The sequence below is a fragment of the Antarctobacter sp. genome, assembly GCF_965277915.1.
Taxonomy (GTDB): Bacteria; Pseudomonadota; Alphaproteobacteria; order Rhodobacterales; family Rhodobacteraceae; genus Antarctobacter.
Genome location: NZ_OZ255849.1, coordinates 792198 through 809815 on the forward strand (window position 1 = coordinate 792198; position 17618 = coordinate 809815).

Genomic DNA, 17618 nt, shown 5'->3' on the forward strand with positions numbered 1-17618 from the left:
GCGGACCGGGATTGCCCGGTCCGCCTTTGCGTCAGCTCAGGTGGTGAACTTCCTGCAACCCGTAGACGGGCGTCGGGATGCCTTCCATCCGGGCCTTGATCTGCAGCGCAAGGTACTGCGAATAGTGGCGCGACTGGTGCAGGTTGCCGCCATGCATCCACAGCCCCTCGACCTGCGTCGGCTTCCACATGTTGCGCTGTTCGCCCTCCCATGGGCCCGGATCCTTGGTGGTGTCCGAGCCGAGACCCCAGCACTTGCCAAGCTGATCGGCCTTGTCCTGACCCATCAGGTCCGCGACCCAGCCGTTCATCGAGTTGTAGCCGGTGGCATAGACCACGAGATCCGCGTCCAGGTGCGTGCCATCGTCGAGGATCACGCCTGTCTCGTCCAGTTCGACAACCTGTCCACGCTTCAGCTTGATCTCGCCGTCGATGATCAGCTGGCTGGCGCCGATGTCGATGTAATAGCCCGAGCCGCGCCGCAGGTACTTCATGAACAGACCCGATCCGTCATCGCCCCAGTCCAGCCAGAAGCCGGCCTTTTCCAGCCCCTCGTAGAAGTCCGCGTCGCGTTTCTTCATCTCTTCGTAGGCCGGGATCTGGAATTCATGCATGATCCGGTAGGGCAGCGAGGCAAAGATCAGGTCCGCCTTTTCCGTGGTCATGCCATTGGCGACTGCCTCTTCCGAGTAGAGCGCGCCAAGCCCCACCTCCATCAGCGTGTCGGACTTCACGATATGGGTCGAGGACCGCTGCACCATCGTCACGTCCGCGTCGTGTTCCCAGAGCGCGGCGCAGATGTCATGGGCCGAGTTGTTCGAACCGACCACGACGACCTTCTTGCCGGTCCACTGGTCGGGGCCTTCATGTTCCGAGGAGTGCTGCTGCACACCCTTGAACCTGTCCATGCCGGGAAACTCTGGCATCCGCTTCTTGCCCGACATGCCGGTCGCCATGATCAGCTGTTTCGGCTTCAGCACCACTTCCTCGCCGTCGCGGTCCACGGTGACGGTCCATTCCTTGGTCTCGTCGTCCCAGGTCGCGGATTGGGCGGTGGTGCGGGTCCAGTAGTTCAACTCCATCACCTTGGTGTAGAACTCCAGCCAGTCGCCGATCTTGTCCTTGGGGCTGAACACGGGCCAGTTGTCGGGGAACTTGATGTAGGGCAGGTGATCGTACCAGACCGGGTCATGCAGGCAGAGCGACTTGTACCGCTTGCGCCAGCTGTCGCCGGGGCGATCGTTGCGTTCAACGATGATCGTCGGTACGCCAAGCTGACGCAGGCGCGCGCCCATCGCGATGCCGCCCTGTCCGCCGCCGATGATCAGGCAATAGGGTTGGGTCGCATAACCCAATTCCGCCTCTTCCTTCTCGCGCTCTTCCTTCCAGGTCGTCCGGTTCTTGCCGGCACCGTGCTTGGCCCCCATCGGCCGATTGAAGCCTTTCGGTTCCTCGTGGCCTTTCAGTTCGGCCATCGTTGTCAGCAGGGTCCAGATCTTGCCATCCCTTAGCCGCATCAGGCCGTAGCCCCGCGCCACCTCGGTCTCGAACTCGATCCAGGCGGTGGTGACGCCGTCCGCTTCGGTCGGCAGCTCCCCCTCTGCCAGTTTCCAACCCGAGGGCTTGGTCGTCGCGAGCTGGTGGCGCAGCATGTCGGCCACGCCGTCCTTGCCCTCGACCGTCTTGAGGTTCCAGGTAAAGCTGACCAGGTCACGCCAGTAGCAGTCGTCCTGGAACAGCGCCGTCGCCGCCTCGATATCGCCATTCTCCAGCGCGGCGCCGAACGCGTCCAGCATCGCCTGCGTCTGGTCCGTCAATGTCGTGTCGAGCATGATTTCCTCCCATTGCCCAAACTTGGATGGCGGCAGTCTGGGCGAAACCCGTCGATCCGATCCAGCGTCGGGGCGGGGATTGGGGCGCCGCGGATGAAATTTCAGCCCGGCCCGTTGCGCGCGCAACGTCGCGCAACACCACCGTTGCAACCGGCCATCATGCCGGCGGCGTCAATCCCGACTTTCGCACACGGCGCAGAACGGTCGAACGGTTCACGCCCATGCGCCGGGCTGCCCGAGCCATGTTCCAGCCACAGGCATCCAGAATCGCTTCGAGGTCATCTTCGGGCGTCGGCGGCGTGATCCGGGCGGGCAGGTCCGGCAGATCCACGACCTGCCCGTCGCAGAGCGAGACCGCCGTATCCAGCGTCGACTGCAGTTCACGGATATTGCCCGGCCAGTCGCGTCCGGCCAGTTCCGCGCGGGCCGCCGGGGAAAGTTGCAGCTCTCCTGCGGTGCGCCGTCGCAAGAGCCGCTCGATCAGCCAATCCACGTCGCTGCGCAGGCGCAGGGGCGGCAGATCCAGTACGGCGCCAACGGTCCGGAAATGCAGATCCTCGCGCAGACCGGTCGCGCCGGGGACAGTCACCTGCCGGTCGCGGGCAGAGGCGATCACGCGCAGGTCCTCGCGCCGGTCCAGCAGCGTCAGCAGAGCGCCCTGCGCCGCTTCGTCCAGGTCCTCGACGCCTTTCAGGAACAGCGTCCCGGCCTTGGCCTCTTCCAGGGCGACAACGGTTTCGGGACGCAACCCGGCGCAGCGCAGGGCGTGGAAGCCGCGCGGCGGTCCTCCGGCGACATGGATGGCGCGCGCCAGCGTTTCCTTGCCCGTGCCGGTTTCGCCCAAGAGCAGCACCGGCATCTTGCCTGGAGCCAGCCGGGCGGCCTTTTGCAGAAGCGCCTGCATCGCCGGGTCCTGTCCGGCCAGACCGGCAAAACATTCCGGCGTCTGCGGTGGTGCGTTGCGCATTGGGCGGCGCACGGTCTGCGGCGCGATGGCATGGCCGAACAGCCCGCGCCCGTCGCGCAGGTGCAGCACCCGGTCCTCTGTCGGGCGCCCGCGCATCAAGTCCGGCAGATCGTCGACGCCAAGGTGCAGCAGACTGTCGATGCGCTGACCGATCAGGCTGTCCGTGCCCTCGGGCGCAAGGCAGGCCTGCGCGCCATGCGTCATACCGACGATGCGCCCCGACCCGTCGAGCGCCACGGCGGCTTCGGGATCGACCTCCAGAAACTCGGGCGAGGTGGAGAACCGCAGCACCCAGTCGCTGCGCGTCATGGCCATCAGGTTTGCCATCTCGATCCGCCGGGCAGAGGCCCGGACAAGGTTCATTGCAAGGTTCTGGCTGGATTTCGGGCTGGGCGAGCGCAGAAGGGAGATATCCAATACTGCCGTCAGTTGTCCGCAGGTGTCGTAGATCGGGGCCGAGGTACAGGACAGCGGCGTATGCGCCAGGCCAAAGTGATCGCCTTGGTGAATGGTCACCGCCTCGCCCGTCACGATGCATGACCCCACACCGCAGGTGCCGGCCAGGTCCTCGGACCAGTCCGAGCCCAGCGTCAGCCCGGCCCGGCGCAGGTCGTCCTCGAACCTGGGATCGCCAAAGAAGTCGACGCAGACACCTTTGGCGTCGGCCAGCAGCAGCACGTAGTTCTGTCCGGCCACCTGCCGGAACAGCGCCCGCAATCCTGACCGCGCCGTGGCCACCAGCCGCTCGGCCTGTTCGCGGTGTTCGCGCAGTTGCGACGCGGGCACGATATGGGCCGGATCGGGCCGGGTCGGGTCCATGCCATAGGTTTCGATGCAGCGGCGCCAACTGTCGGCCACCAGCGCGTCGCGTCCCGTTTCCTGACCGCGCAAGACCCTGTCGATTTCCGTCACATGCTCCAGATCGCTCATGGTTCTCCTCCCCAGGATTGCCGGGCAGTCTAGCAATGCGGGGGCGGCGGATCACCCGTTTTCCCCGCCGCGCGCGCCGACGGAGCACCGACCAAAGTCGCAGGCCATTGACATCCGGGGCCGGTTCTAGAGGTGTGTGCACCTAGACGGGTGTCGCCTCGGCAGGGGCGCAAGCGCCGCGAAAGAGGGATGGACGATGACACGACATGGCGGACAATTGCTGGTGGACAGCCTGGTGGCGCTGGGCGCGACGCGGGCTTTCGGTGTGCCGGGCGAAAGCTACCTGGCGGTGCTGGACGGGCTGCATGACACGGCAGGCAGGCTGGACTTCGTCAATTGCCGAAACGAGGGCGGCGCCGCCTTCATGGCTGCCGCCTGGGGCAAGCTGACGGGGCAGCCCGGTGTCTGCATGGTCACGCGCGGGCCGGGCGCCACCAATGCCTCGATCGGGGTGCACACCGCGATGCAGGACAGCTCGCCAATGATCATGCTCGTGGGCCAGATCGGCACCGACATGCGCGGGCGCGAGGCCTTCCAGGAGGTCGATTACCGTGCGGTCTACGGCACGATGGTCAAATGGGCGGTCGAGATCGACAATGTCGACCGCATCCCCGAGATCCTCGCCCGGGCCTGGAAAACCGCCACGACCGGGCGGCCCGGCCCCGTCGTCATCGCATTGCCCGAGGACATGTTGAGCAGCCGGACAGAGGCCGCGCCGCTGGCCGGTCCTGCCGAATATCCCGAACCGATGCCCTCGCCCCAGACCGTGCAGAAGGCGCGGGCGATCCTGGCCGAGGCAAGGCGGCCGTTGATCCTTTATGGCGGCTGCAACTGGACGCGCTCGGGCTCGGAGGCCCTGCAGAGATTTGCGGAAGGCTCGGACATTCCGGTGGTTTCGGTCTTCCGCTACCAGGACATGTTCGACAATTTCTCTCGCTGTTTCTGCGGCGAGGCCGGGGTGGGCATGACGCCGGGCGTGCGCAAGCTGATCACCGAGGCGGACGTGATCCTGGCGGTGAACAACCGTTTCGGCGAGAATTCCACCGATGCCTGGACCCTGCTCGAGGTGCCGGTGCCGCATCAGCGGCTGATCCATGTGCACGGGTCCGACCTGGAACTGGGCAAGGTCTACCAGCCCGAACTGGGTATTCACTGCGGCCCCAACGCCTTTGCCGAGGCGCTGGCAGAGGCGCCGGTGAGCGGCGACTGGGCCGACTGGCGGTCCGATGCCCGCGCCACATGGGAGACCGGTTTCGAGCTGGACGATCTGCCCAGCCCGGTGGACATGGGCAAGGTCAGCGCGCACCTGCGCGATCTGTTGCCCGACGACGCGATCCTGACCAACGGCGCAGGGAACTTCGCGGTCTGGCCGAACAAGTTCTACAAGTTCGGGCCTGACGCGCGCCTGTTGGCGCCGCAGTCGGGGGCGATGGGCTATGGCGTTCCGGCGGCCATTGCCGCCAAGCTGAACGATCCCGCGCGCACGGTTGTGTGTTTCGCGGGCGATGGCGATTTCCAGATGAATTCCCAGGAACTGGCCACCGCCGCCCAGTACGGCGCGCAGCCCATCATCCTGATCCTAAACAACGGGATCTACGGCACGATCCGTGCCCACCAGGAACGCCACTATCCCACCCGGGTGTCGGGGACGGACATGGTGGTGAATCCGGATTTCAGCGCATTGGCGCGGGCCTACGGTTTTCATGGCGAACGGGTCGAAAGGACCGAGGATTTTGCGGCTGCCTTCGACCGGGCGCTTGCCTCGCCGTCGGGCGCGGTGCTGGATCTGAAAATATCGCCCGAGGCGCTGACCCCGCGGGTCAGCCTGACGCAGATGCGCGAGGCGGCGCTGAAGGCGGGCAAGGGCTGAGGCCCCGCACAGACCTGGTGCGCCGGTTGAGGGTTTGAAACCGGCGCCTCTTGCCCCATCCTTGGATCAACCGGAGCCGCATTTGCGGCCCGGTGGTCCAGAGCGGGGAGGAAACATGAGCCAACCAGACGAAATCCGCAAGATCCAGACGCAGGGTGTCCATCACATCACCCTGACCGGCGCCGACAGGCAGACGTCCATCGATTTCTGGGAGGGCGTTCTGGGCATGCCTTTCATCTTTGACCAGCCGAACCTCGACGACCCGGACGAGGGGCACCTCTATTTCGACCCGGGCGACGGGCGGCTGATCACTATCTTCACAAACGAGAACCGGACCCCCGATCCCGCGCGCACGCCGACCGAACCGGGCTGCGTGCATCACCTCGCCTTCAATGTCAGCCAGGCGAGTTTCTGGCAGGCGGCGAAGCGGCTTGAGGCGCGAGGGATCAAGCATTCCGGCCCCAAGGATCGCGGGTTCATGGACTCGATCTATTTCACCGATCCGATGGGCCTTCTGATCGAACTGGCCAGCTACCGGTTCGAGCCGCCCGAGGGCTGCCGCCATGCCGACGTGATGATCGAGGCGCACCGCATCCGCGTGGCGCGCGGCGACCACCACATCGACCGTGAGCACCTGGCCGATGCCATCGAACTGCTGGTCGAACGGCGCCACCAATCCTTGTCCGCCGATCGCGCGGCGAAGAACCCGTACTGAAGAGGCGCGCGACCGCATCGGGGGAGGGCGTCCGCCCTTTGCTCCACCGGCATGACCCTGGCCAGGTTGACGCCGGTTCAGCCCGCTGATGGGGGTGATGCTGCTGATTATCTCGGCCATGCATGGGGCGGGCGCCGCGTCGTCCCATATGTCCATCTCGGTCGTGTCGTTGGACTGCACAGTCGGTTCCCCGAAATGCCCTTGGCCCTGCCGCCGAGGTTGAGTCCGCAATTTTTGAGATGCGCGAACAGGTGGCGACGTTGAACAGACCCGAGCGGATCGCCCTTCCCTCAGGACGTGTGAAGGGGGCGGGCCGCCATCGCCTCTGCCAGGGCCGCAAGCCCCCGTTCCAGCGCGGCCCGGTCCTCGGTGGACATGGCGCGCAGGATCTCGTCCGAGCGTGCCTCGACCTGGGGCAGCACCTCGTTGAACAGCGCGCGGCCTTGTTCGGTGCAGGCATAAAGGCGCAGGCGCCGGTCGTCCGGCGCGACGGCGCGGGTGATCAACCCCTTGTCCTCCAGCCGTTGCGAGGCGCGGCTGACCTGGACCTTATCGAGGGTCGAGCGGCGGCCAAGCTCCAGCGATGTCACCTGGTCCTCGCCGGCCAAGAGGTACAAGAGCCGCCATTCCTCGCGGCTGAGGCCGAACCGGCGTCCGTAGACCTCGACCAGGTTCCGAGAGAACCCTTCGGCGGCGACCGCGAGGCGATAGGGGAAAAAGCCCTCCAACTCCGTTCCCGGGACGGGCACGGTGTCTGCCGCCGGGCTCTGCCGATCTGCCGCCGCGCCGGTCATGCGGTGGCCTCCTCCGCAGTCTTTGCGGCGGCTTGCAAGGCCGCGTTCAGAACGTCGATGTTCCCGATCTGGTTGGCCAGGATCAGGATCAGGCGGGCATTCAGCGCCGCGCTTTCCTCATCCGACAGCCCGTCGTGCGCGGCGATCAGCGCGGCATAGAAATCGTCGGGACGGTCGAGGTTCGGGGTCAGGGTCAGATCGGCCATGTCTCACTCCAGTCTGATGGCGCGGCGCAGGGCGGCGCGGATGGCGGTTTCGTCGAAGTTGTCCCAGCGCGCGGCGACATGCTGATCGGGGCGGATCAGGTAGACGCCCGACTTGGCCTCTCCCAGGTAACGCTCCGCCAGCGCGCCGCTGGCGTCGTCACCGACCGAGAGGGCGAGGCGGGTTACAGGCACGCCAGCCTCTTCCAGCGCATCTGGCGCTTCGGCGTCGATGGTCAGCAGGGTGAAGGCCCCGCCGAGATGGTCCAGCAGGAATCCGCCCTTGAGCGGCGTATCGGGGCAGGGGCTGCCAACTCTCGTGCGGGCGGGGCCACCGGGCAGGAAGTCGGGTCCGTTCAGCGGCCCGCCATCGTAGACGCAGGGCACCGACAGGCGGCCCGAGTTCACCAGAGGCCGGGCGAATTCATACTGTTCCGCCAGGTCCAGCACCGCGTTGCGGAACATGTGGCTGACCTTGGACTTGGGGGTAATGAAATCGGTGGACCGGGTGGAATTCAGGATGTTTTCATCGGCGCCGTGCACGCGTTCCCAGTCGTAGCTGTCCAGCAGGCTGTCGGGCGCCTTGCCGTCGATGACCATGCCCAGCTTCCAGCCGAGATTGTCCACGTCCTGCATGCCGCTGTTGGCGCCACGCGCGCCGAAGGGCGAGACCTGGTGCGCCGCGTCCCCGGCAAAGATCACCCGCCCATGCCGGAATTTCTTCATCCGCCGGCACTGGAAGGTATAGATCGAGGTCCAGACGATCTCGTATTCGACATCGCCCAGCATGGCGTCCAGCCGGGCGCGCACGTTTTCTTCTTGCAACTCCTTCTTGCGATCCACGTCCCAGCCGATCTGGAAATCGACCCGCCAGACGCCATCGGGCTGCTTGTGCAAGAGGGTGGAGGCACCGGACTTGAAGTATGGTTCGAACCAGAACCAGCGTTCGGTCGGGAAATCATCGTTCACCATCTTGATGTCGGCGATCAGGAAACTGTCCTCGAAGACACGGCCCTCGAAATCCAGCCCCATCATGCCGCGCAGGGGCGAGGAGGCGCCGTCGCAACCGATCAGCCAGTCGGCCTCGATGGTATAGGGACCGTCGGGGGTGGTGATCTCCAGCGTGACGTGATCGTCGTGCACGGTGACATTGTCGACCCGGTTCTTGCCGCGCAGCTCGATCGGTGCACCGGCGGCCTGCGCCTCGCGGACACGTTCGACGATGAAGCGCTCGAAATAGGGCTGTTGCAGGTTGATGAAGGCCGGGAACTTGTGGCCTTCCTCTGGCAGGAGGTTGAACTCGAACACCTTGCGGTCATCGTGAAAGACCTTGCCGAGGTTCCAGACCACGCCCTTGTCCAGCATCGGCTGACCACAGCCGTAGCGGTCGGCGATTTCCAGGCTGCGCTTGGCGAAACAGATGGCGCGGCTGCCCTGTCCGATGCCCTCGTGATCGTCAAGAACGACAACCGGGATGCCCTGCAGGCCAAGGTCCAGCGCCGTCGCGACCCCGATGGGGCCGCCGCCCATGACCACCACCGGATGACGGACCGGCGTTGCCGCGTCCTGGTCGGTGGAGCGTTCGTAGGGGTAGAGCTTGAAGGCGAGTTGATAGCGGTCGTGGATCATGTCGGTTCCTCCTTGTCCGACGGGCAGATGGGTCAATGACCCATCCAACGCATGGGGTGGCAGACGGGCGCGCCATGCACGCCCGTCGCCGCTCAGCCTTGCAGCGCGCTCCACATTTCCTTGTCGCGTTCCGCCGTCCAGACACGGGGCGTGTCGATGCCGCGGGCCTCGTCGTAGGCGCGGGCAACGTTGAACGGCAGGCAGTGTTCGTAGATCGCGTAGTCCTTGAACTTGGGGTCGCATTCGGCGCGCACCGCGTCCCAGGCCTCTTTCAGCGAACCGCCCCGGCCCACGACCTTTTCCACCGGCTTGTAGGTCGAACGGACGAAATCCTCGGTCGCGGCGATGGCCTTGGCGACCATCTCCGGTCCGACCAGCGCGTCGCCCCGGCCCGGCGCAATCGCCTGCGGCTCGAACGCGGCGATATTGGCGAGCGTTTCGCCCCAGTCGTTGAAATGGCCATCGCCGCAGTAGCAGGCCGAGTGGTATTCGACGATGTCGCCGGTGAACATGACCTCTTGGTCGGGCACCCAGATCACCGCGTCACCGGCGGTATGCGCGCGGCCAAGGTGCATGATGTCCACACGGCGGTTTCCGAGGTAGACGGTCATCGAGTCCGAGAAGGTGGTGGTGGGCCAGGTCAGGCCGGGGATTTCCTCGTGCCCCTGGAACAGGCGGGGGAAGCGGTCGAACTCGCTGTCCCAGTCCTCCTGCCCGCGTTCGGCCACCATCGAGCGGGCCACGTCGGACATGATGATTTCCCGCGCACCATAGGCCGAGGCGCCCAGAACGCGGACCGCGTGGTAATGGGTCAGCACGAGGTGGGAAATCGGCTTGTCGGTGACTTCGCGGACGTGTTCGATCACCTTGCGGGCCAGGCGCGGCGTGGCCTGCGCCTCGACGATCATCACGCTGTCGTCCCCGATGATGACGCCGGTGTTGGGATCGCCCTCGGCGGTAAAGGCGTAGAGCCCCTCGCCAACCTGGGTGAACGAGGTATTCTTCTCTTCCATGTCTCCGGCGGATGCAAAGGCTTTGGTCATTGGTTCCCTCTCATGTCTCTGGACGCACTTGCGTCTTTGTGATTCCATCTCGGGTCATGAGCAACGCCCAGCGACCCGTCCTGATATTTCTTTTCGTGACCACCCTCATGGCGGCCACGCTGTTCCTGATGGGGCGCGATCCGATCTGTCCCTGCGGGTATGTGTCCCTCTGGACAGGGCCGGACGCCGCGCCGCGCGAGGGCAGCCAGCACCTCTTCGATCTCTACTCGCCCAGCCACCTGATCCACGGTCTGATCTTCTACGGTGTCTTGGCACTGGTCGCCCGCCGTCTCAGCCTGAACCTGCGGCTGGGGATCGCGCTGGTGGTCGAGGCGGGCTGGGAGATCCTCGAAAACACGCCGATGGTGATCGAACGCTATCGCGCGGTGACGGTGTCCCTGGATTACAACGGCGACAGCATCATCAACTCGGTCTTCGACGTGATCGCGATGGTCGTGGGGTTCTACCTTGCCCGATGGATCCCGATCTGGGCCAGCGTTCTGGTGGCGCTGGGGTTCGAGGTGCTGACCATCGCGTTGATCCGCGATGGTCTGGCCCTGAACATCCTGATGCTGTTCTGGCCCACCGAGGCGGTGCTCCAGTGGCAGCAGGGCGGCTGACATCAGCCCCGGCCCTGGTAAGGATCGTCGAGCGCCGGCAGCACCTTGCCGGTGCATTCCCCGAACCCGATGCGATAGCCGTCCCCCAGGGCCGCGCCGCGCAGGGTCAGCGTGTCGCCATCTTCAAGGAAGCTGCGTGTTTCGCCGGTCTCCAGCGTGATCGGCTCCTTGCCGCCCCAGGCCAGTTCCAGCAGCGCGCCGCGCGCGTCCTTGTCCGGGCCGGAAATCGTGCCGGACCCCAGCAGATCACCCACGGACATGGGGCAGCCGGAGGTCGTGTGATGGGCCAGTTGCTGCGCCGAAGAGTAATACATCTCGCGATAGTTGGTCCGCGCGATGACCGTCTCGGGTTTGCCTTCGGGCGCAAGGCCCACTTCCAGCTGGATGTCATAGAGCATCGGGCCGGGTTCACGCAGGTAGGGCAGCAACTCGCGCTCACGCTCGGGGGTCGAGGTGCGGAACGGCTCCAGCGCCGCCTTGGGTACGATCCAGGGACTGATCGTGGTGGCCGTCGCCTTGGCCTGGAAGGGGCCGAGCGGCTGATATTCCCAGGCCTGGATGTCGCGGGCCGACCAGTCGTTCAGCAGGACATAGCCAAAGATCATCTCGTCGGCTTCGCCCACCGTCACCGGCCCTTCGGAATCCTGGCCCACGATGGCGCCCATCTCCAGCTCCAGGTCAAACCGTTTGCAGGGCGCAAAGACCGGCAACTCGGCATCCGGCGCCTTGAGCTGACCCCAGGGGCGCCGCACATCGGTGCCGGACACCACGACCGAGGACGCCCGCCCGTTGTAGCCGATGGGGATCGACAACCAGTTCGGCGGCAGCGCGTTTTCCGCCCCCCGGAACATGGTCCCGACATTTGTGGCGTGGTTCTTCGAGGCGTAGAAATCGGTATATTCGCTGACCGCGAAGGGCATCAGCATCTCGGCCCCCGCTTGCGGGACAAGGAAGGCAGCCAGCCCTTCAGCATCCGGCGCACCCTCGGCCAGCATTTCGGTCACGGTTTCGCGGAAGGCAGCCCAGGCACCGGGGCCCAGCGCCATGAACTCGGTCCAGTCGCCGAAGAAGAAGACCTCCTCCTCGGCATCCAGCGAGAGCAGGCCCTCGGCCTCCAGCGCGGTGACGTCGAGGATCATCTCGCCGATGGCGATACCGCAATGGGCCTCACCGTCCGCCGCGCGGAAACTGCCGCAGGGCAGGTTGTTGAGCGGGAAATCCGTGTCGGGGGAGTTGGCTGACTCCACCCAGGAGCGTTTCAGGGGCATATGGTGTCCTGTTCGTTCGGGGTGTGGCGGGGCAAGCCCGACCTTGCGCTGGTGTCGCGGCTTGTGTTGCAGGGCTGGGGGCAGATACCCCCTTACTTCTTACCCGGCGTGCCGTCGAATTTCTTTTCCAGGCTGTCCCAGCAGTCGATGTAATCGTCCTGCAGCGGGGCCTCTTTCCCGGCGAATTGGGTCAGGTGCTGCGGAAACCGGGTTTCGAACATGAAGGACATGGTGTTGTCCAGCTTCTCGGGCCCGAGGTTGGAATTCGACGCGCCTTCGAATGCGTTCCGGTCCGGACCGTGGGGCAGCATCATGTTGTGCAGGCTCATGCCACCGGGGACAAAACCCTGCGGCTTGGCGTCGTACTGGCCGTAGATGTTGCCCATCAGCTCGGACATGATGTTCTTGTGATACCATGGCGGGCGGAAGGTGTTTTCCGCCACCATCCAGCGCTCGCGGAACAGCACGAAGTCGATGTTCGCGGTCCCCGGCACGCCCGAGGGCGCGGTCAGCACGGTAAAGATCGAGGGGTCGGGGTGGTCGAAGAGGATCGCGCCGACAGGGCAATAGGTGCGCAGGTCGTACTTGTAGGGCGTGTAGTTGCCGTGCCAGGCGACCACGTCCAGCGGGCTTTGCGGGATCTTGGTCTCGTGGAACTGGCCGCACCACTTGACGGTCAGGGTCGAGGGCACCTCGCGGTCTTCGAAGGCCGCTACGGGCGCCTTGAAGTCGCGCGGGTTGGCCAAGCAGTTGGCGCCGATCGGCCCGCGACCCGGCAGCTCGAACTTCTGGCCGTAGTTTTCGCAGACGAAGCCGCGGCAGGGACCTTCGAGCACCTCGACACGGTAGACGAGGCCGCGCGGGATGATGGCGATTTCCTTGGGCTCGATGTCGATCACGCCCAGTTCGGTGGCAAAGCGCAGCTTGCCTTCCTGCGGCACCACCAGAAGCTCGCTGTCGGCGGAGAAGAAATAGGCATCCTGCATCGACTCTGTGACGAGGTAGATATGGCTGGCCATGCCGACCTGCGTGTTCACGTCGCCGGCGGTGGTCATGGTGCGCATGCCGGTCAGCCATGTCAGCCCGTCCTGCGTCGGCACCGGGTCCCAGCGGTACTGGCCCAGGCTGATGACATCCGGATCGACGTTCGGCGCGCTCTTCCAGTAGGGCAGGTCGATCTTGGTGTAGCGGGCCGAATGCTTGACCGAGGGGCGGATGCGATAGGTCCAGGTCCGCTCTGGCGGATTTGCGGTAAAGGCCGTTCCGGACAGCTGTTCACCATAGAGGCCATAGTTGCATTTCTGCGGGCTGTTCATGCCCTGCGGCAGCGCGTCGGGCAGGGCCTCTGTTTCGAAATCGTTGGCCCAGCCGGGCATGTAGCCGTCATGCGTGCCGGTCGTGCCGGTGGCGCGGATCATGCCTTGCGGCAGTTCGTGGCGGGTCATGTCGTACCTCCCTGGTGCGGTGAGAGCCGGATTCGGTCTTGCCGCCAATATTTGTTGCATCTGCAATGATGTCAAGTTAATCGTTGCGAATGATACCAATCCGGCAGAGCCTTGCCGTGGTCCCCGATCCCTTGAGGGAGGTTTCCGATGATCCGACTGTTCGATTACTGGCGTTCGACGGCCAGCTACCGCGTGCGTATCGCGCTGGGCCTTGCCGGGCTGGAGTGGGAGAGCCTGCCGGTTGACCTGGTCGAAGGGGCGCAGCGCGCGGATGAGCACCTTGAGCGGAACCCGCAAGGACTGGTGCCGGTGCTGGAAATCGACGGACTTAGGCTGACGCAATCGCTGTCCATCCTCGAGTATCTCGACGAGACACGGGGTTTGGGCCTCTTGCCCGAAGTCGCGGGCGCGCGGGCAAGGGTGCGCGGGCTGGCGCAGGCCATCGCGATGGAGATTCACGCGGTCTGCAACCTGCGCGTGGCGAAACATGCGGTGGCACGATCCAATGGCGGGATCACGATGGAAAGCTGGATGCAGGCTTTCATCGGTCCGGGGCTGGCCGCGGTGGAAGAGATGCTGGACGGAGGGGATACATGCTTGGGTCAGGACCTCACGATGGCCGATGTCTGTCTGATCCCGCAACTCTACAATGCATATCGCTGGGGGGTTCCCCTCGACGATCTGCCAAAGATCCGGCGGGTCGAGGCGGCGCTGTCCGATCATCCTGCCTTTGTCGCCGCCCATCCGGACCGCGTGGCGCATTAGGTCCTGGTGGCCCGGTCCGAGATCAGTGCCCCTGCGCGCATCATGAGATACTGCCGCGCCAGGTTCTGGCGCGGTTCCTGTGAACGGCGATCCTGATCCACAGCTTTGTCGGGGAGTATTTTCTGCGCAACCGCATGGCCGATTGGAGAAAGCCATTGGCGACCGCACCCTCCTGAGCCGCTGACACGGCGGGTCGACCGACCCCGCGCTTTCCTCTACCGTCCTGACCAAAGTGTTTGGTTCAGGGCATCGAGAGGAGCAGGCGCATGTCGCGACTCCGGCGGATTCGGGGTGCGGGTCTGGTTTTTGCAGGGGCGGTCGGACTTTGTGGCGCCGCTTTGGCGCAGGGGTTGCCGCTGTTCGACGGGGCGGACTTCGATCGTCTGGTCATGCAGGTGCCCGAACGGGACCGTGATCGGATCGAGGCCAGCGGCGCCAAGCCGATCCTCCGCTACACGGCGCCCACCGTAATCCGTCGCGCCGGGCGGGCCGTGGGGCAGGTCCGGGTGGCGGTCGAGACCGAGGCCGGGCCGGCGGTCGTGGCCTGCACGGGTGTCCTGATTGCCGAGAACCTGGTGCTGACGGCCTTTCGATGTGTGCCGGGCGTTCTGGCCGAGCCGGACCTTGCCGCGCGGGGGCCAAAGCGGATCACGGGGGTGGATTTCGTCACCGGCTTTGACGCGCCTCGGGTTGAGGAGCAGGGGCAGCGGGTCGCGCTTGATCCCCAGCCCCTGGAGGCAGATGCGGATCTGGGGTTTGCGGTGCTGCGGGCGGATGGGCGTCCGGGGGCACAGGGCGCCATGCTTGCGCTCGATCCGCCGGTTCCGACGGAAGGGATGCCGCTGGCAATCCTTGGCCACCCCTTCGGAATGTCGAAACAGGTGGTCCGCGAGGGCTGTGCCCTGCGTGGGGACCTCACCGAGGGCGGTCGACTGACGTATGGCTGCGCGACCTTTTCCGGACACGCCGGGTCGCCCGTTCTGGACGGCGATGGGCGGATGATCGGCCTGCACCTGCAGGAAGAGCCGCGTGCGATCGGCGGGCACGGCGTCACGATCGCCGCCATGCTGGACGCCTCCAGTTTCCTGCGCGCGGTGGCCGCGGGAGAGGACTGTGATGGCCGGGCCGCCCTGCGCTGCGGATCCGGGACCGCTGCGGGTCCCAAGCCCGTTGTAGCTGCCGAAGCCGCAGAACCCACGCCTCTCCCGGATCCGGCCAAGCCCCCCGATGTCGAGAACGTGGAGCCTGTCGAAGCACGCGAAGACCCGGTCGATGTTTTCCCGGTGGGGCTCGGAACGGATGGTCCGGCGGTCTTCGGTGTTGCTCTGCCCTATCTGCCGCCGGGAACCGGGGTCGAACTGTTGACCGGACCGCTGGGCGATCTGGACGGTTCCGGGGGCCTGTTGGCCGCCGGTCAGGGGATTGCCGCAACACTCACAGACATCGGTGCGGGGCACTCCGCACTCTCCCTCTGGCGGTTGGAGGATGGTGCTTTGCTGGCCCGACGATTCCTGCCGAAGGGTGTCCGGGCGCTTGCACTCAGCCGAGATGGCGGGCGTCTCGCCTTGGCGCGGGACGGTGAGGTCAAGGTCCAGGACCTGCCGCTGATGGAGGTCACGGGGCGCTTTCCTTCCGAAGGCTCCGGCGAAGTCACGCACATGGCGCTGTCCGCGGATGGCGCGCGTCTGGCCTTGGCCCAAGGCGATGCGGTCTCGCTCTGGCAGGTATCGGATGGGGCGCTCCTGTGGACCACGACGGCAGGGGAGGGGCCTGTCGGGGCGGTGACCTTCAACGCAGAGGGGGACATACTGGCCCTGGCGGGGGCGGAGACTGTCAGTCTGCACAAGGTCACGGATGGCGCGGTCTTGCAGCGAATGCAGACCGGGATGCCCGTCGACAGGCTGACTTTCCTTCCCGGCGGCGATCTGGTGGGGGGGACTCCCAAGGGGCGTGGATATCGTTGGAACGTCTCCAGCGGTCAGGTGACCGGACGGATCGGTGGCGCAGGCGGGGCGACCCTGTTGGGGCCGGTCGGCCCGGATGGGCTTGCCGTGCAGGATCGCGTCAGCGGCGAGGTTCGGATTTACGGGCCGGAGGGCACCGTTCGGAAAAGGCTCGCCGGTCGGCGGTTTGGCCTCGCGGTCCTTGAGCCCGGCGGCGCTCGGCTGTTCGGCCATGTGGCCAAACCGCAGTCCGCTGCGGTGCTTGCAGACCTGGCAACGGGGCAGTTCCTGCGCGAGACGCCGCGCCAGGCGGACGCGATCACGACGCTGGCCTTCAGTCCCGACAGCACGCGCCTGGCGTTGGGCGGATCGGAAGGTGTGCCGCTGCAGGTCTGGGCCTGGGAGGACGGGCAGGTCACCTATCGTGCGGACGAGGATCAGGGGCCCGCGGCCTTGGCGTGGCAACCACATGGGGCCGGGCTGGCTGCGGAAGGTCCGAACGGCCAGCCTCTTCAGTTGGTGGATTTCGGCGGCGAGACCCGGACTGTCGACCTGCCCGGAGATGTCCACGCTTTGCGGTTTGATCCGACGGGCGCCTATCTGGCGCGGAGCGATGCGCGGAGTCGGCTCACCTTGCTGGACGCGGCCAACGGCGCGGTGTTGCTGGAGATCGCGGGGGACCATGTGTCTTTCTCACGCGATGGCCAGGTTCTGGCCGTGGCGCGAAATACGCCGAAACCAGAGATCGCCCTGATCGACCCGGGCACGGGTGAACGTGGTCAACTCTTTCAGATGCCGTTTGCCCGGGTCGGTCCGCTGGGCTTTCGCGGCGCAACACAAGAGGTGGTGGCGGTGGTGCAGGACCGGAGTGTCGCGGCGCCCTGGATGCTTGCCCTGTGGAACGTCGAGGACGGCAGCTTGGTCCGCCGCTTTGGCCAGCTGGACAGCCCGGCGCGCGCGATGGCCGTCAGCCCGGACGGGCGCTTCGTCGCCGTGGCAGCGGAAGGCAACCCTGAGGTCCTGTTGTGGGACATGTCGGTAGGGCGTTTCCTCTGGCGGCTGGAGACGGGTGGCGCCGAGGTTCGGGCACTGGATTTCACCCCTGACGGCTTGCGGATTGCAGCCGCTCTGGCACCGGGGGGCGTGATGCTTTGGGACATGATCGATGGCCAGGTCAAGGCGCGGCTGGCGGTCTATCCCGACGGGACGGTGGCGCAGGTTGGCGCAACGCTTTTCCTGTCCGACCCGGCCATGCTGGACCGCGCCGCGGTGCGTCTGCCCGACGGCACCTTTCTGCCCGCTCGCCAGGTGCTGCGGGAGGGGTTGCCCGATTTCGTGCCTGCGGATCTGCCGCTGGCGGAACAGGTTCAGGTCCTGCTGGGTCGACTGCGCGAAGGGGACGAGGATGCGCGGCTGTTGCTGGTCGACGGGCGGGCGCTGGCCTTTGACCTGGAGTTCCGCAAGGAGATGCAGCGCCAGCTCAAGGCCGGGGAATTCTACACCGGCCCCATAGATGGAGACATCGGCCGGGGCAGCCGACGCGCGCTGCAACTGTTTGCCACCGAAGGGGCGGAATAGGAAGGAGCAAGAGCCTG

At 65.8% G+C, this 17618-nt stretch carries 13 protein-coding genes; 5 read left to right on the forward strand and 8 right to left on the reverse strand.

The window, feature by feature from the left end; translation table 11 throughout:
* Window positions 1-31: 31 nt before the first annotated feature.
* Together ACQY5B_RS04750 and ACQY5B_RS04755 are read right to left on the reverse strand one after the other, a co-directional pair.
* Window positions 32-1831, reverse strand: a complete 1800-nt coding sequence (locus ACQY5B_RS04750; protein ID WP_420326156.1) for an NAD(P)-binding domain-containing protein — start codon at window positions 1829-1831, stop codon at window positions 32-34.
* A 157-nt stretch (window positions 1832-1988) separates the two neighbouring features.
* The gene (locus tag ACQY5B_RS04755; RefSeq protein ID WP_420326155.1) at window positions 1989-3728 is read right to left on the reverse strand and encodes a sigma-54-dependent Fis family transcriptional regulator; all 1740 of its coding nucleotides are present in this window, start codon (window positions 3726-3728) and stop codon (window positions 1989-1991) included.
* Window positions 3729-3924: 196 nt separating this feature from the next.
* On the opposite strand from ACQY5B_RS04755, the gene ACQY5B_RS04760 reads away from it, so the two are divergent.
* Both ACQY5B_RS04760 and ACQY5B_RS04765 read left to right on the forward strand, forming a co-directional pair.
* The gene (locus tag ACQY5B_RS04760) at window positions 3925-5598 is read left to right on the forward strand and encodes a thiamine pyrophosphate-binding protein (protein ID WP_420326154.1); all 1674 of its coding nucleotides are present in this window, start codon (window positions 3925-3927) and stop codon (window positions 5596-5598) included.
* A 133-nt stretch (window positions 5599-5731) separates the two neighbouring features.
* Entirely contained in the window at window positions 5732-6313 is a 582-nt protein-coding gene (locus ACQY5B_RS04765) for a VOC family protein (RefSeq protein WP_420328708.1), read from the forward strand.
* A gap of 290 nt (window positions 6314-6603) precedes the next feature.
* On the opposite strand, the gene ACQY5B_RS04770 is transcribed toward ACQY5B_RS04765, so the two are convergent.
* The 4 genes from ACQY5B_RS04770 to ACQY5B_RS04785 form a co-directional block, all read right to left on the reverse strand.
* The gene (locus ACQY5B_RS04770) at window positions 6604-7107 is read right to left on the reverse strand and encodes a MarR family winged helix-turn-helix transcriptional regulator (protein WP_420326153.1); all 504 of its coding nucleotides are present in this window, start codon (window positions 7105-7107) and stop codon (window positions 6604-6606) included.
* Window positions 7104-7313 (reverse strand): DUF2783 domain-containing protein, encoded by a 210-nt coding sequence (locus ACQY5B_RS04775; protein ID WP_420326152.1) that lies wholly within the window; start codon window positions 7311-7313, stop codon window positions 7104-7106. Before ACQY5B_RS04775 ends, ACQY5B_RS04770 begins: the two co-directional genes overlap by 4 nt.
* Window positions 7314-7316: 3 nt before the next feature.
* A complete protein-coding gene (locus tag ACQY5B_RS04780; protein WP_420326151.1) occupies window positions 7317-8939 on the reverse strand; it encodes an FAD-dependent oxidoreductase in 1623 nt (540 codons plus the stop codon).
* 92 nt (window positions 8940-9031) lie between these two features.
* Window positions 9032-9982, reverse strand: a complete 951-nt coding sequence (locus ACQY5B_RS04785; protein WP_305971342.1) for an MBL fold metallo-hydrolase — start codon at window positions 9980-9982, stop codon at window positions 9032-9034.
* Between the two features lie 56 nt (window positions 9983-10038).
* Between ACQY5B_RS04785 and ACQY5B_RS04790 the strand changes: the two genes are divergently transcribed.
* Window positions 10039-10602: a DUF2585 family protein gene (locus tag ACQY5B_RS04790; protein WP_305971341.1), complete on the forward strand. Its 564-nt coding sequence runs from the start codon at window positions 10039-10041 to the stop codon at window positions 10600-10602.
* A 2-nt stretch (window positions 10603-10604) separates the two neighbouring features.
* Here the strand turns inward: ACQY5B_RS04790 and fahA are convergent, their stop codons facing one another.
* Window positions 10605-11870 (reverse strand): fumarylacetoacetase, encoded by a 1266-nt coding sequence (gene fahA / locus ACQY5B_RS04795; protein WP_420326149.1) that lies wholly within the window; start codon window positions 11868-11870, stop codon window positions 10605-10607.
* Window positions 11871-11962: 92 nt separating this feature from the next.
* The gene (hmgA, locus tag ACQY5B_RS04800; protein ID WP_420326148.1) at window positions 11963-13315 is read right to left on the reverse strand and encodes a homogentisate 1,2-dioxygenase; all 1353 of its coding nucleotides are present in this window, start codon (window positions 13313-13315) and stop codon (window positions 11963-11965) included.
* 147 nt (window positions 13316-13462) lie between these two features.
* Here hmgA and maiA point away from each other — a divergent pair, with 147 nt between their 5' ends.
* On the forward strand, window positions 13463-14080 hold the full coding sequence (maiA, locus tag ACQY5B_RS04805; protein ID WP_420326147.1) for a maleylacetoacetate isomerase: 618 nt from the start codon (window positions 13463-13465) through the stop codon (window positions 14078-14080).
* A 266-nt stretch (window positions 14081-14346) separates the two neighbouring features.
* The gene (locus ACQY5B_RS04810; protein ID WP_420326146.1) at window positions 14347-17601 is read left to right on the forward strand and encodes a trypsin-like peptidase domain-containing protein; all 3255 of its coding nucleotides are present in this window, start codon (window positions 14347-14349) and stop codon (window positions 17599-17601) included.
* The last annotated feature ends 17 nt before the right edge of the window (window positions 17602-17618 follow it).